A 12,837-nucleotide genomic window follows, 5' to 3' on the forward strand; every position below is an offset into this window, starting at 1 on the left:
GGTCGGCGATGCAGGATTTGAACCTGCGACCCCTTGGACCCAAACCAAGTGCGCTACCAAACTGCGCTAATCGCCGAAACTTATTATTGTTAGCGAGTGACCTCGTTGACAACGGGGTGCATAATAGTGATTTGACGGGGTTAGGTCAAACGTTTTTTTAATAAAACCAATCAAGTGCTCATTTTTAGTGCACAATGGTTAAATATTACAATAGTAGGCTGAAATTTAAACTATTTAATAACTCAAATGTTATATACATTAAAAGCAACTTGGCGCTGCTATGCTTTTCTGCGAAAATAGTAGGCACATTATAAAACGAGTTAAATAAAGAGTATGTTTTCTTTATTAGCATTTTTACCCCTATTTTATTATGCATTCGTTTTTAGAGTATCGGTATCTAGTTAATTAACCCCAATTAAAGGTCACCCATGACGGCAAACATCATTGATGGTAAGGCAATCGCAAAACAAGTACGTAGCGCTGTAGCAGAACGCGTAAGTGAACGTGTAGCAAATGGTTTACGTGCACCAGGACTTGCAGTAGTACTTGTTGGACTTGATCCAGCAAGCCAAGTTTATGTTGGTTCAAAACGTAAAGCCTGTGAAGAAGTAGGTTTTATCTCCAAATCATTTGATTTACCAGCAGACACGCAAGAGCAAACTCTTTTAGATTTAATTGACGAGCTAAATAATGATGCCGAAGTTGATGGAATTTTAGTGCAGTTACCACTGCCAAAAGGTCTTGATGCTGAAAAGATTTTAGAACGCATTACCCCACATAAAGATGTTGATGGATTTCATCCATATAACATTGGTCGATTAGCACAGCGTATGCCTGCCCTTCGCCCATGTACCCCTAAAGGTATTATTACATTACTTGATTCAACGGGTGTACGTTATAAAGGGATGCATGCAGTTGTCGTTGGCGCGTCAAATATTGTTGGTCGTCCAATGTCGTTAGAGCTTTTATTAGCGGGTTGTACTACCACAGTATGCCATAAGTTTACTCAAGACTTAGAAACGCATGTTCGCCGCGCTGACTTATTAGTTGTGGCTGTAGGTAAACCTGAATTTATACCTGGAGATTGGATAAAAGAAGGCGCTATAGTCATCGATGTAGGCATTAACCGTTTAGACACGGGTAAATTAGTCGGTGATGTTCAATACAGTGTGGCTGAACAAAAAGCGCATTTCATTACACCTGTACCAGGTGGCGTTGGCCCGATGACGGTCGCGAGCTTAATTGAAAACACACTTGAAGCGTGTGAGAAATATCACAGCTAAGCTGTTAAAAAATCAAAAAAGGGTTGCCATTTGGCAACCCTTTTTTAGTTGAACGTGAATTACTTTAAACGCTTACGCTTTACGCCACGTTGTTTTACCGGCTGAATCTTCAAGTATTACACCTAACGCATTAAGCGCATCACGTGCTTCATCAGCAGCAGCCCAGTTTTTACTTGCACGTGCTTCATTACGTTTCACAATTAATGCTTCAATTGTCGCAACTTCGTCGTCATCTTGCCCGCCTTGTAAAAAGGCTTCCGGTGCTTGTTGAGCAACCCCTAAAACGTTACCAATACTGCGTAATATAAACGCAAGTTGCCCAGCTTGAACTGCGTCACTTTCTTTTACGCGGTTTAATTCTTTAGCAAGTTCGAACAACACAGGTAGTGCTTCTGGTGTATTAAAGTCGTCATTCATTGCTTTTCTAAATTTAGCAACAAACTCATTACCTTCTAAATCGCACTCTACCGGTTCGACATCACGAAGCGCTGTATAAATGCGCTCAAGTGATGAACGCGCTTGGTCTAAATTTTCTTGTGAGTAATTTAGTTGGCTGCGGTAATGACCTGAAATTAAAAAGTAACGAACAGATTCAGGATCGTATGCTTTTAAAACTTCACGCACTGTAAAGAAGTTATCTAACGACTTAGACATTTTTTCTTTGTTTACTTGAACCATGCCAGTATGTATCCATGTATTTACATACTTGCCGTTGTTTGCACAGCACGATTGGGCAATTTCGTTTTCATGATGTGGAAACTGTAAATCAGACCCCCCACCGTGAATATCAAAATGCTCACCTAAGTGCTTTGAGCTCATTGCCGAACATTCAATATGCCAACCCGGACGCCCTTCACCCCAAGGTGATGACCATGATGGTTCACCTGCTTTTGCTTTTTTCCATAACACAAAATCAAGTGGATCGTCTTTATCTTGCGCCACTTCAACGCGAGAACCTGATTGCAACATAGTTAAATCTTGCTGAGAAAGTGCACCGTATTGCTCAAACGTTGATACATCAAACAAAACATCGCCGTCGGCTGCAACATAGGCATGGCCTTTTTCAATCAAGCGCTTAACCATAACGATAATTTCGTCCATATGGCTTGTAACTGTTGGCTCAATATCTGGGCGTAGCATATTTAGGCTATCAAAATCTTCATGCATCGCTTTAGTCATGCGCACAGTTAAGTCGTTTATTGACTCACCATTTTCGTTCGCACGTTTAATTATTTTATCGTCGATATCTGTAATGTTACGTACATATTTTAAATCGTAACCAATATGGCGTAAGTAGCGCACAATAACGTCAAAACCTACAAAAGTACGAGCGTGTCCAATATGGCAGTAATCATAAATGGTGATACCACACACATACATGTCGATTTTTCCTTCGACCATAGGTTTAAATTGCTCTTTTTGTCGCGTGAGTGTGTTGTATATATTTACCATTTACTTTGAGTCCTTGACTATTTACTTGAACAGTTATGTTACCACTTGAAAAGCCCCTGCTCTAGCGCTTTATAACAAACCAAACATCTACTTTGTTAATCTTAGCCAACTACGATAAAATAGCGCCAATATTTAAACCGGACATAGGAAAACACATGGTTGTTCTACACACGAATTTTGGTGACATCACCATTAAAATGTTTGAGCAAGAAGCTCCAAACACAGTTAAAAACTTTTTAGAGTATGCAAATGCTGATTTTTTCAACGGCACTATCTTTCATCGTGTAATCGATGGTTTTATGGTTCAAGGCGGTGGTTTTGTTCCAGGTATGGAACAAAAAGAAGTAAACGACCCAATTCAGAATGAAGCTAATAATGGCCTGTCTAATAAAGTAGGCACTTTAGCTATGGCACGTACACCTGATCCTCATTCAGCTACAGCACAGTTTTTCATTAACGTGAACAACAACGACTTTTTAAACCACAGCAGCGAAACATCGCAAGGTTGGGGTTATTGTGTTTTTGCTGAAGTAGTAGAAGGCATGGACGTAGTAAATAAGATTAAAGCAGTTGCAACAGGTAGTACTGGTTTTCACCAAGACGTACCTCTTGAAGATGTGATCATCGAAAGCGTTACTGTTAACTAGTAACGTTTACTCATATTATGTGAGTATATAAGCGGGTGTATACTATTAGTATATGCCCGTTTTTTTAAAACTAGAATAGACTGACCTATGACTCGCCAAACTTACTTTATTGCAGATTTACACCTAAGCGAAAACCGCCCCGACATTAGCGCTGCATTTTTTGACTTTTTAAATACACATATATTAAATAAAGATGTAGATGCACTTTATATTTTGGGTGATTTTTTTGAAGTATGGGTTGGAGATGACTACATTACTGCACTGAGTGCCGATGTAGCAAAACATTTAAACGCCGTTAATGATGGTGGCACACCTGTTTATTTTATACATGGCAATCGTGATTTCATTATGCGCAAGCAATATGCCGACATGGCCGCAATGACATTACTCGATGAACAAACAGTCATTGATTTATATGGCACGCCTACCGTTATTTTACATGGCGACGAAATGTGCACTCAAGACACTGAATATCAAAACTTTCGTAAAAAGAGCCGTGGTTGGTGGTGGCCAAAATTGATGCTTGCAATGCCGCTTTGGTATCGTAAAAAAATAGCGCGTAATGCCCGCGAAAAAAGTAAGTTAAGCCAAGCTGATAAACCTATCGAAATTTTAGACGTTGTCGATGAGGCTGTACTTGCCACCTTTGCCAAACATAACGTTACGAATATGATTCATGGTCATACTCACCGCCCTAATGTTCATACGTATAAAGTTAATGAACAAACACTTACTCGCACAGTGCTAGGTGACTGGTATACCCAAGGCTCTTATTTAGTCGTTACCCCTCAATCACAAGAATTAATTAGCACGCCTTTCGCATAATTTAAAATTCTGACTATTATTTATCTATATATATGAATAATAGTGAGAGGTTGAATGATTAAGCTGTTAATTTTCATCGTAGCAATTGCCATTCCTACACAAGTATTTAGCAAGCAAACATGGCAAATTGTTACAGAAAACTATCCTCCCTATTTTAGCGAAAACCTACCTAGTAATGGCTGGCTATATGAAATAGCCGAATCAGCTCTTAAAACGCAAGGTATTAATAGCGAACCAGAATTCACGACATGGGATCGCGCTTTAAAGCTATTAGAAAAAAACAGAAAAACCGCTATTTTAGGTGCTTTTTATTCATTAAAAAGAAATGAAGTTTTTTACTACTCTCGTCCACTTGCAGTTGCTCACTCAGGAGTTTTCAAACGAAAAGAGAGTGTTATTAGTTTCGATGGTACAGTTCAATCATTAACACCTTATAGTATTGGCACAGAAGACAATGCCTTTGTAAGCCAAGAGTTTGCTAGAAATAGGGAGCTGGCAATAACGTCCACTAAAAGCCTTCCTACAAGCTTATATTTACTACAACAAGGGCGTATTGATTTAGTCGCGGGTACTAAAGAGGTTGGAAATTATTGGCTTGAACACACTAAAACCGAAGATTCAGATGATAATAATATTGAGTACTTATCGCCAGATCTTGCTTCTCATAAACTATATTTAGTTGTCTCTAAATCAAATTATAGAGCCAAAGAATACTTACAAAAATTTAATAGAGGAATTGATATAATAACTAAAAATGGACGCATTGCTAAAATTATGAAAAAACATAATTTCAGCAATCAGAAAATAGCAGAATATATTAATTTTTTAAAAGAAAATGAGGGTATTTAAACAGTGGGAACACCGCTGTGAAATTTAAAATCAGTATCGGTTGTCGAAATTAACTCTTTTTCTTTTTCACCAAAAAAGTTTACGCGATCGGTAATATCAAAATCAGCAATTTCTTGCGCTAAAGTTAAATAATCTTGGTAATGACGCGCTTCTGAACGTAACAACGAAATATAAAAATCACCTAAACGTTTGTCAACATGCGGTGCAAGCTTTGCAAAACGCTCACACGAACGCGCCTCAATATAAGCGCCTACTATTAGCTTATCGACTAATGCATCGGGCTCGAACGTTTTAACATGACGGAGCATGCCTTTTGCGTAACGACATGGTGTAATACTTTGATACTCAACACCGTACTCGTCCATAATTTCGAGCACTTGATAAAAGTGATGCAGCTCTTCTTTTATCAGCAAAACCATTTTATCGATTAGACCTTGCCCGTATGGAGAACTCGATTTAGGAATTATTGATTTAGTGAGCTTATTTTTAGCAGCCAGATCGCGCCAATTCCCTTCTCGTTTGTAAATAAGCGTTTCAAATGGCTTTAGCCACTCGAGTAATGCATCACTACCCTCTTTATCTACCGCGTATTTACGTATTAAAAACATCGCACTTTGAGCTGCTTTTAATTCACAAATTAAGTGATCTATTAAAATGACTGATAAGTTTTCTTTTTTAATTGCTTGCTCTACCCATTGCTCTGGGGTGGTACACAATAAAAAGTTATTAATCGGCTCTAAAAGTTGGCTATGTGGCACGTTGACTGCTCATTACTAAATAAATTTGATAGACCGTTATTTTAACACGAAATTTTGCTTGGGATAAATCAAAGCCCTTATCTGCGTCTAAATGTTAATAACGAGTTAACTTGACTTTGCAAAATAAGTGAACCATAACTGTACATAGACTGTATAAAAATAAACCAACCAAAACAATAATACGTTCCTTTTATGGAGTAAGTACTATGATACTAAATCACCTCTGGGGCATTTATGCTCACCCACTTGAAGAATGGCAAACAATAGATAATCGCCATGAAAGTTTAACCTATAGTTTGTCGCATATTTTACTGATTGCTTTATTTCCTTCAATAATGGGCTACTACTCATCTGTTTATTTAGGATGGAGTATAGGTGCAGGCAATCCCGTATTTTTAACGCACGATAGTGCACTGCTAATTGCAGGTGCAATGTATTTTGCTTTAATAGCGGGTGTTTTTGCATTGGCGTATTTAGCCCATTGGATGGCGGTTACATTTGGCTCTAAACCTACATTTACACAAACACTTGAACTTGCAGCATATACTGCAACACCAGTGTTTATGTCGGCACTCGCCGCTTTTTGGCCTGTACTTTGGTTTGTAGTGTGTATTGGAATTATTGCACTGGCTTACTCGGTTTATTTACTCTACACCGGCGTACCAATACTTATGCATATCCCAGAAGAGCGTGGCTTTATTTACGCCAGCTCGGTAGTAACGTGTGGATTAATATTACTGGTTATTATTTTAGCTGTAACAGCTATGCTTTGGACAAATGGGATTGTTAGCCCAATGTTTACTTAATAAATTTCACCTAATAAAGAGTCGTGTTTGATAGAAATGTTCCCTTTCTTTCCTTCGCAAAAAAGGAGCTAATTAGCTCCTTTTTTTTGTGTAACGACTTTTTGTTAACTAACTATTAATCAGCTTCATTTTCGTCTTGGTTGTGTATCTCTAAACCTGAAGACATCGCACTTTCTCGGGTGCTTTTTGCTGAATCGTTACGTAGCTTATCAATACGATTTAAATAGTTTTGATCAATATCGCCAGTAATATATTGGCCATCAAATACTGAAGTTTCAAACTTAGTAATTTCAGGATTTTCTTGGCTAACCGCAGCTATTAAATCTTTTAACGATTGAAAGATTAAACCGTCAGAACCAATACTTGCATTAATATCTTCTACTTCACGTCCATGAGCAATAAGCTCAGCTGCTGAAGGCATATCAATACCGTACACATTAGGGAAGCGTATTTCAGGTGCCGCTGATGCAAAGTAAACGTTTTTAGCGCCAGACTCTCGGGCCATTTCAACAATTTGTGCTGATGTTGTACCACGAACAATTGAGTCATCAACTAATAATACGTTTTTACCTTTAAACTCGCGATCAATTGCGTTTAGCTTTTGACGCACTGATTTTTTACGCATCTCTTGGCCAGGCATGATAAATGTACGACCAATATAACGGTTTTTAACAAAACCTTGGCGATACGGTAAATCAAGTACACGTGCGATTTCCAGTGCTACATCACATGAAGTTTCTGGGATTGGGATAACTACATCAATATCTTTGTCAGCCCATTCACGTGCAATTTTTTCGCCTAGTTTAGTCCCCATGTTTACGCGTGTTGCGTACACAGACATACGGTCTATTGTTGAGTCAGGTCGAGCAAAATAAACAAATTCAAAAATACACGGCGAGTAAGATGCCTTATCAGCACAACTAAGTGAATGGAATTCACCTTCTTCTGTAACATATATAGCTTCACCAGGGGCTACATCACGTACAAACTCAAAACCGTCCGGTTTCAACGCAACGCTTTCTGAGGCAAACATGTACTCAGTACCTTTTTCGGTTTCGCGTTTACCAAATACAAGTGGGCGAATACCATTAGGGTCGCGAAAAGCAACAATGCCGTGGCCGATAATCATAGCAATAGTTGCATAACCACCGCTTACTTTATTGTTTACTTCGGTTACCGCAGTAAAAATATCTTCAGGGTCTAAATGCAACTTATCAGATTTGCTTAATTCATGTGCCATGATATTAAGTAAAATTTCAGAGTCTGATGTTGTATTAACGTGACGACGTGCTTCTGAGAATAACTGCTCTTTTAAAGCTTCTGCATTAGTAAGGTTGCCATTATGGGCAAGTGCTATACCAAACGGTGAGTTAACATAAAAAGGCTGTGCTTCAGATGAGCTTGAAGATCCTGCTGTAGGATAGCGCACATGGCCAAGACCAATTGTACCTTGTAGTCGTTTCATATGACGTGTGTGAAAGGCATCTTTCACTAAGCCATTTGCTTTGCGCAAGCTAAACGTATTATTCTCAATGGTAATGATACCCGCGGCATCTTGACCACGGTGCTGCAAAACAGTTAAGCCATCATAAATCGCCTGATTCACAGGGGATGTTCCGACTATTCCAACGATACCACACATGTAATTTATCCTCGCCGATTAACGGTTTACTGAATTTAAAAAGCTCGAGTTGTTTTCTAGGTACGAAAAGAACCATTCAACAACAAAGCCAAATTCTGGAATCAAAATAGAATTGCCCCACCAGTGCGTATTGGGTGCACCAGTAAAAGCATCAAGAAAGAAGAGTAACGCGCTCACGACCAACACGCCTCGTAGAGCACCAAACACTATGCCAAAAACACGGTCGGTACCCGATAAACCAGTACGATGTACAAGCTCACCTAAAATATAGTTTAGTAAACCGCCTAACAGTAGCGTCGCAAAGAATAATATGGCTATGGCCGCAGCATTTCTTAAAAGGGGTTCAGAAATGGTTGTTAGGAAGGAAGCTAAATATTGGTAAAATAAGCTAGAGATGATAAAGGCGCCAGCCCATACCGCTAATGACATTGCTTCTTTTACAAAGCCGCGTATTAAACCGATGATGGTAGACAATGCAATGATGCCAATAATGGCGTAATCAACCCAGATCATAAGAACCAATTAGTCGCTAATTTGGGGCGCATTCTATACCCAAACATCGTTAGTATGCAAGTTTAAACGGGAGATTACTGGGTTGTAGTCAATACAAAAAATTAACATTATAGAATGGGTATTGTGAGATAAAGATAATGGTAAAAACAAATATAAATAAATAAAAAAAGGCTTGTGATACAAGCCTTTTTTTAATTATTTTGTTACTTCGTATTGCGTAACTTTACCATTTAATTTAGTAAGCTCTTTCAGCTGGGGAAGCTGCTTTTGTAATTCATTTTTATCAAACGAAGGACCAACAAATACCTTTGTTAACGTCCCATTTGGGGTTTTAATCGGTTTAGTAAACGTTTTAAACCCTTCAACTTTTAATTTAGCCTGTAATGCTTTTACATTTGCAACATGTGAAAAACTACCTAATTGAATAACGTAAGCCATACTTGTTAGGTTTTCATCACTTTTACGAGGCGCAATAGGTTTTGGTTTAGCCTGAACCGGTGCCTTAGTGATCGGTGTAGCTTTGGGTTCAATAGTCGCTTCAACAACTTTATTCTCTACAGCGTAGTCACTCTCATCCATAGCGTTTTGCTGCTCAAAAGCTTCATCGTCAGCTTGAATATCTTCAATTTCATCTTGTTTTAGTGGCTCAGCATTAGCCATGTTTTCATCAATTGACTCTTGAAGATCGATTGTTTTGAACTCAGGGCGATCAGGTATCGCTTTAAAGCCCTCTTTATAATGCACTTTTTCGCCATCGAGTATATTAGGGATAAACACAATTGCTGCGATCACTACTATACTTGTTCCGACTAAGCGATTAATAAAACTTGAGTTCACCGACATCCTCTCTATTTTTTAAAGTAATTAATAGCGCCGGCCACTGTAAAAAATGAACCAAATACAATCAACATAGTATCACTTTGTTGTTTTGGTAAAATTACACTCAGTGCCTGTGCCACACTATCATAGCTATTGATAGTATTATGATGAGATATACCCTGCAGCGCATTTTGTAAATTACTTGCAGTGTCGCCTCGCGGACCACTTAAGCTCGCTAATGACCACTCATCGACCAAGTGACTTACTTCTTTAAGTACACCCACTTTATCTTTATCAGCAAGCATAGCGGCTAATGCATGAATTTTAAAGCCTTTATCTTTATAGCTTGATAACTTATTGGCTAAATAACGCGCCGACTCAGGGTTATGTGCTACATCGGTAAAGACTAAAGGCTCAGCACTTAACTGCTGAAACCGCCCTTCTACAACTAAATTAGCGAGGCAACTTCGTATGACTTGCTCACTAGGTAATAAGCTTAAAACACTTAGCGCAGTTAACGCAGTTGCTGCATTTTGACACGGTATTGCTGGCTTATCTATTACAAGATTATGTTCTTTATATTGCCAATTAAAGCTCTCAGCATTCTCTTTGAAAATAAAGTCACTGCCCGACAACGTCATATTGGCATTAATTTCTTTGCCGTAATCAGTCATTGTGTGAGGAATATTTAAATCCCCTATAATAGCAGGCGTATTTTCACGAAAAATACCGGCTTTATCATAAGCCACTAACTCTCGTGTATCACCTAAGTACTCTTTATGATCTAAATCGATAGTGGTGATCACGCTTGCAAAGGGAGTTACTATATTTGTAGCATCAAAGCGCCCGCCTAGACCAACCTCTAGTAATACATAATCGACCCTACAGCGTTTAAAAATTGCCAACGCACCCAAAGTACCATATTCAAAATAAGTCAGAGGAGTGTCTTTACGGCCTTGCTCAAGCTGGTGAAAAACATCTATATGAAATTGGTCTGCCAGTTCTTCGCCATTAACTCGTACACGCTCGTTATAACGAATTAAATGAGGAGATGCGTAAGTACCCACGCTAAAACCTTGCGCTAGCAATAGCGACTCTAAGCAACGTGCAGTGGTGCCCTTACCGTTTGTACCGGCAATAAGAATAATTTTACTTGGAGTGTTTAAAAGGCCAATATTGTTGGCAACATTAGCAACTCGTTCTAGGCCCATTGCAATGTTAGCTGGGTGAACACTTTCTAAATAAAAAAGCCAATCATCAAGGCTTGATGATTGGCTAGGAATTGTTTTTGTCATAGCGTGTAATCAGTAAAGCTGAAATTTACGCTACTCTATGCTCTTGTTCCGTAGAAGGCAAGTTCATAAATTTAGCTAAAATGCGTGCAAGGGTATCGCGCATTTCACGGCGGTCAATAATCATGTCAATTGCACCATGTTCTAGCAAAAATTCACTACGCTGAAAACCTTCAGGTAATGTTTCGCGAACAGTCTGCTCAATAACACGAGGACCTGCAAAACCAATTAACGCTTTAGGTTCAGCAACGTTAATATCACCCAGCATAGCAAGTGATGCAGATACACCACCCATTGTCGGGTCGGTCATTACTGAAATAAATGGAAGACCTTTTTCCGTCATTTTTGCAAGTGCAGCACTTGTTTTAGCCATTTGCATAAGCGACATAAGCGCTTCTTGCATACGTGCTCCGCCTGATGCTGAAAAACAAATAAGCGGCATGTTATGCTCTAAACATTGATCAACAGCATCAACAAAGCGAGCGCCAACAACAGAAGCCATTGAACCACCCATAAATGAGAACTCAAATGCTACCGCTGCCACTGGAATACCTTTTAATCGGCCTTTCATAGCTACAAGTGCATCTTTTTCACCACTTGCTTTTTGCGCTGCACTGATACGGTCAGAGTACTTTTTAGAATCTTTAAACTTAAGAATGTCTTTAGGCTCATGTTGTGTACCAAGCTCTTGACGATCACCTTCATCTAAAAAGTGCTCTAGGCGCTTACGGCCACTAACACGCATGTGGTGGTCACACTTAGGACATACGTTTAATGACTTTTCTAATTCAGCTTTATATAAAATTGAATCACACGATGTACACTTAGCCCAAACACCTTCTGGGATTTCTTTACGACCTGATGATTTTGTCGTTTTAGGTAAGATTTTTTCTAGCCAACTCATTTGCAACTCTCTTAATACTGTTCTGTGTCGCGAGCCTGCTAATAGCAATTAGCAGACAAATTTTTTCAATTAAAACATGAATTACACTAACGCGGTATAAAAAACTGGTCTTAGTAGTTAAAAGTGCTCATAAAAAGTACTTATACCACATCTATATCAGGCAAAAATAAAGGGCCTAAAGGTGTTTGAGGAATATTAAATTGCTCAGGGTAGTCAACATCCACTAAATACAAACCAGCAGCCTTAGCGGTAGCACTGGCCTTTGCGCGTTCTTTACAATCAAGTAGCTCTTTTATCCATATAGGTTGTTGTTTATGTAAACCAACATCCATTAAGCTGCCTGTGATATTACGTACCATGTGATGTAAAAATGCATTCGCTTTAATATCAATAATAACGTAAGTACCTTGGCGCTGTACCGACAGATGATGAATTGTTCTTGTCGGTGTATTCGCTTGGCAATGTATCGCTCTAAAAGAGGTGAAATCGTGTTTACCTATTAAGTACTGACACGCCTCTTGCATCTTTGTTTCATCAAGATGATGATGAAAATGCGTAACCCCCTCGTTTAATACCGCACCTCGTAGGGGGGAGTTATAAATAACATAGCGATAACGACGAGCTGTAGCACTAAAACGGGCATGAAAGTCATCAGCAACCGGTTGGGCAAAGCGAATAGCAATATCTTTAGGCATTAAAGTATTCATACCTAGTGTAAATGCGACCATATCGCGATCGGCTTGCGTTTCAAAGTGTATTACTTGGCCTGTACCGTGCACACCAGCATCTGTACGCCCTGCACATATAACTTCAACAGGATGATTACAAATACGCGACAACGCTTTTTCTACTTCTTGCTGTACGCTATTTACATGTGATTGACGCTGCCAACCACTATAACGTGCGCCGTTGTATTCAACTCCAAGTGCTACTCGCATAATTACCGTTTTACCTACTGTGCTAATGAACGAGGCATTTTATGCTATCTAACGATGCAATAAAAGGAGACCTGTCGTAATCAAACCAATACACATAAAAAAACCCGTA

The 12,837-nt window shown here is 39.0% G+C and carries 13 protein-coding genes and 1 tRNA gene; 5 read left to right on the plus strand and 9 right to left on the minus strand.

Going from position 1 to position 12,837, the window contains the following annotated elements:
* Positions 1 to 2: 2 nt before the first annotated feature.
* Positions 3 to 76, minus strand: a tRNA-Pro gene (locus AAEY62_RS17010).
* A 352-nt stretch (positions 77 to 428) separates the two neighbouring features.
* Here AAEY62_RS17010 and folD point away from each other — a divergent pair.
* On the plus strand, positions 429 to 1,283 hold the full coding sequence (gene folD / locus AAEY62_RS17015; protein ID WP_002958348.1) for a bifunctional methylenetetrahydrofolate dehydrogenase/methenyltetrahydrofolate cyclohydrolase FolD: 855 nt from the start codon (positions 429 to 431) through the stop codon (positions 1,281 to 1,283).
* Positions 1,284 to 1,355: 72 nt separating this feature from the next.
* Here the strand turns inward: folD and cysS are convergent, their stop codons facing one another.
* Positions 1,356 to 2,735 carry a cysteine--tRNA ligase gene (gene cysS, locus AAEY62_RS17020; protein WP_007580933.1) on the minus strand — a complete coding sequence of 460 codons (1,380 nt, stop codon included), beginning with the start codon at positions 2,733 to 2,735 and terminating at the stop codon, positions 1,356 to 1,358.
* A 155-nt stretch (positions 2,736 to 2,890) separates the two neighbouring features.
* Here cysS and AAEY62_RS17025 point away from each other — a divergent pair, with 155 nt between their 5' ends.
* From AAEY62_RS17025 to AAEY62_RS17035, 3 genes are all read left to right on the plus strand, one after another.
* Positions 2,891 to 3,382: a peptidylprolyl isomerase gene (locus tag AAEY62_RS17025; RefSeq protein ID WP_007580931.1), complete on the plus strand. Its 492-nt coding sequence runs from the start codon at positions 2,891 to 2,893 to the stop codon at positions 3,380 to 3,382.
* A gap of 87 nt (positions 3,383 to 3,469) precedes the next feature.
* Positions 3,470 to 4,207: a UDP-2,3-diacylglucosamine diphosphatase gene (locus tag AAEY62_RS17030; RefSeq protein ID WP_024592763.1), complete on the plus strand. Its 738-nt coding sequence runs from the start codon at positions 3,470 to 3,472 to the stop codon at positions 4,205 to 4,207.
* 54 nt (positions 4,208 to 4,261) lie between these two features.
* Positions 4,262 to 5,056 carry a substrate-binding periplasmic protein gene (locus AAEY62_RS17035; RefSeq protein WP_350635470.1) on the plus strand — a complete coding sequence of 265 codons (795 nt, stop codon included), beginning with the start codon at positions 4,262 to 4,264 and terminating at the stop codon, positions 5,054 to 5,056.
* Here AAEY62_RS17035 and miaE read toward each other — a convergent pair.
* Complete coding sequence (gene miaE / locus AAEY62_RS17040) at positions 5,053 to 5,814, minus strand: tRNA isopentenyl-2-thiomethyl-A-37 hydroxylase MiaE (RefSeq protein WP_010553847.1); 762 nt, start codon at positions 5,812 to 5,814, stop codon at positions 5,053 to 5,055. The genes AAEY62_RS17035 and miaE overlap by 4 nt on opposite strands.
* A gap of 206 nt (positions 5,815 to 6,020) precedes the next feature.
* On the opposite strand from miaE, the gene AAEY62_RS17045 reads away from it, so the two are divergent.
* The gene (locus AAEY62_RS17045; RefSeq protein ID WP_007580923.1) at positions 6,021 to 6,620 is read left to right on the plus strand and encodes a Yip1 family protein; all 600 of its coding nucleotides are present in this window, start codon (positions 6,021 to 6,023) and stop codon (positions 6,618 to 6,620) included.
* 115 nt (positions 6,621 to 6,735) lie between these two features.
* On the opposite strand, the gene purF is transcribed toward AAEY62_RS17045, so the two are convergent.
* The 6 genes from purF to truA all read right to left on the minus strand — a co-directional run bounded on the left by purF (position 6,736) and on the right by truA (position 12,728).
* Complete coding sequence (gene purF, locus AAEY62_RS17050) at positions 6,736 to 8,262, minus strand: amidophosphoribosyltransferase (RefSeq protein WP_007580920.1); 1,527 nt, start codon at positions 8,260 to 8,262, stop codon at positions 6,736 to 6,738.
* An 18-nt stretch (positions 8,263 to 8,280) separates the two neighbouring features.
* Positions 8,281 to 8,775 (minus strand): CvpA family protein, encoded by a 495-nt coding sequence (locus AAEY62_RS17055; RefSeq protein ID WP_007376853.1) that lies wholly within the window; start codon positions 8,773 to 8,775, stop codon positions 8,281 to 8,283.
* A 195-nt stretch (positions 8,776 to 8,970) separates the two neighbouring features.
* The gene (locus tag AAEY62_RS17060; RefSeq protein ID WP_350635473.1) at positions 8,971 to 9,612 is read right to left on the minus strand and encodes an SPOR domain-containing protein; all 642 of its coding nucleotides are present in this window, start codon (positions 9,610 to 9,612) and stop codon (positions 8,971 to 8,973) included.
* An 11-nt stretch (positions 9,613 to 9,623) separates the two neighbouring features.
* Positions 9,624 to 10,889: a bifunctional tetrahydrofolate synthase/dihydrofolate synthase gene (gene folC / locus AAEY62_RS17065; RefSeq protein ID WP_350635475.1), complete on the minus strand. Its 1,266-nt coding sequence runs from the start codon at positions 10,887 to 10,889 to the stop codon at positions 9,624 to 9,626.
* A 25-nt stretch (positions 10,890 to 10,914) separates the two neighbouring features.
* The gene (accD, locus tag AAEY62_RS17070; protein WP_007376856.1) at positions 10,915 to 11,790 is read right to left on the minus strand and encodes an acetyl-CoA carboxylase, carboxyltransferase subunit beta; all 876 of its coding nucleotides are present in this window, start codon (positions 11,788 to 11,790) and stop codon (positions 10,915 to 10,917) included.
* Positions 11,791 to 11,930: 140 nt separating this feature from the next.
* Entirely contained in the window at positions 11,931 to 12,728 is a 798-nt protein-coding gene (truA, locus tag AAEY62_RS17075; protein ID WP_007584098.1) for a tRNA pseudouridine(38-40) synthase TruA, read from the minus strand.
* Positions 12,729 to 12,837 lie beyond the last annotated feature (109 nt).

The sequence above is a fragment of the Pseudoalteromonas sp. GW168-MNA-CIBAN-0100 genome, assembly GCF_040309225.1.
GTDB classification, from domain to species: Bacteria; Pseudomonadota; Gammaproteobacteria; order Enterobacterales; family Alteromonadaceae; genus Pseudoalteromonas; species Pseudoalteromonas arctica.

Bases quoted from the DNA above. Each gene is read 5' to 3' on its own strand.
- folD (WP_002958348.1), top strand. From the start codon at position 429: ATGACGGCAAACATCATTGATGGTAAGGCAATCGCAAAACAAGTACGT.
- AAEY62_RS17025 (WP_007580931.1), top strand. From the start codon at position 2,891: ATGGTTGTTCTACACACGAATTTTGGTGACATCACCATTAAAATGTTT.
- truA (WP_007584098.1), bottom strand. From the start codon at position 12,728: ATGCGAGTAGCACTTGGAGTTGAATACAACGGCGCACGTTATAGTGGT.
- AAEY62_RS17045 (WP_007580923.1), top strand. From the start codon at position 6,021: ATGATACTAAATCACCTCTGGGGCATTTATGCTCACCCACTTGAAGAA.
- folC (WP_350635475.1), bottom strand. From the start codon at position 10,889: ATGACAAAAACAATTCCTAGCCAATCATCAAGCCTTGATGATTGGCTT.
- AAEY62_RS17030 (WP_024592763.1), top strand. From the start codon at position 3,470: ATGACTCGCCAAACTTACTTTATTGCAGATTTACACCTAAGCGAAAAC.
- AAEY62_RS17055 (WP_007376853.1), bottom strand. From the start codon at position 8,775: ATGATCTGGGTTGATTACGCCATTATTGGCATCATTGCATTGTCTACC.
- cysS (WP_007580933.1), bottom strand. From the start codon at position 2,735: ATGGTAAATATATACAACACACTCACGCGACAAAAAGAGCAATTTAAA.
- purF (WP_007580920.1), bottom strand. From the start codon at position 8,262: ATGTGTGGTATCGTTGGAATAGTCGGAACATCCCCTGTGAATCAGGCG.
- accD (WP_007376856.1), bottom strand. From the start codon at position 11,790: ATGAGTTGGCTAGAAAAAATCTTACCTAAAACGACAAAATCATCAGGT.
- AAEY62_RS17035 (WP_350635470.1), top strand. From the start codon at position 4,262: ATGATTAAGCTGTTAATTTTCATCGTAGCAATTGCCATTCCTACACAA.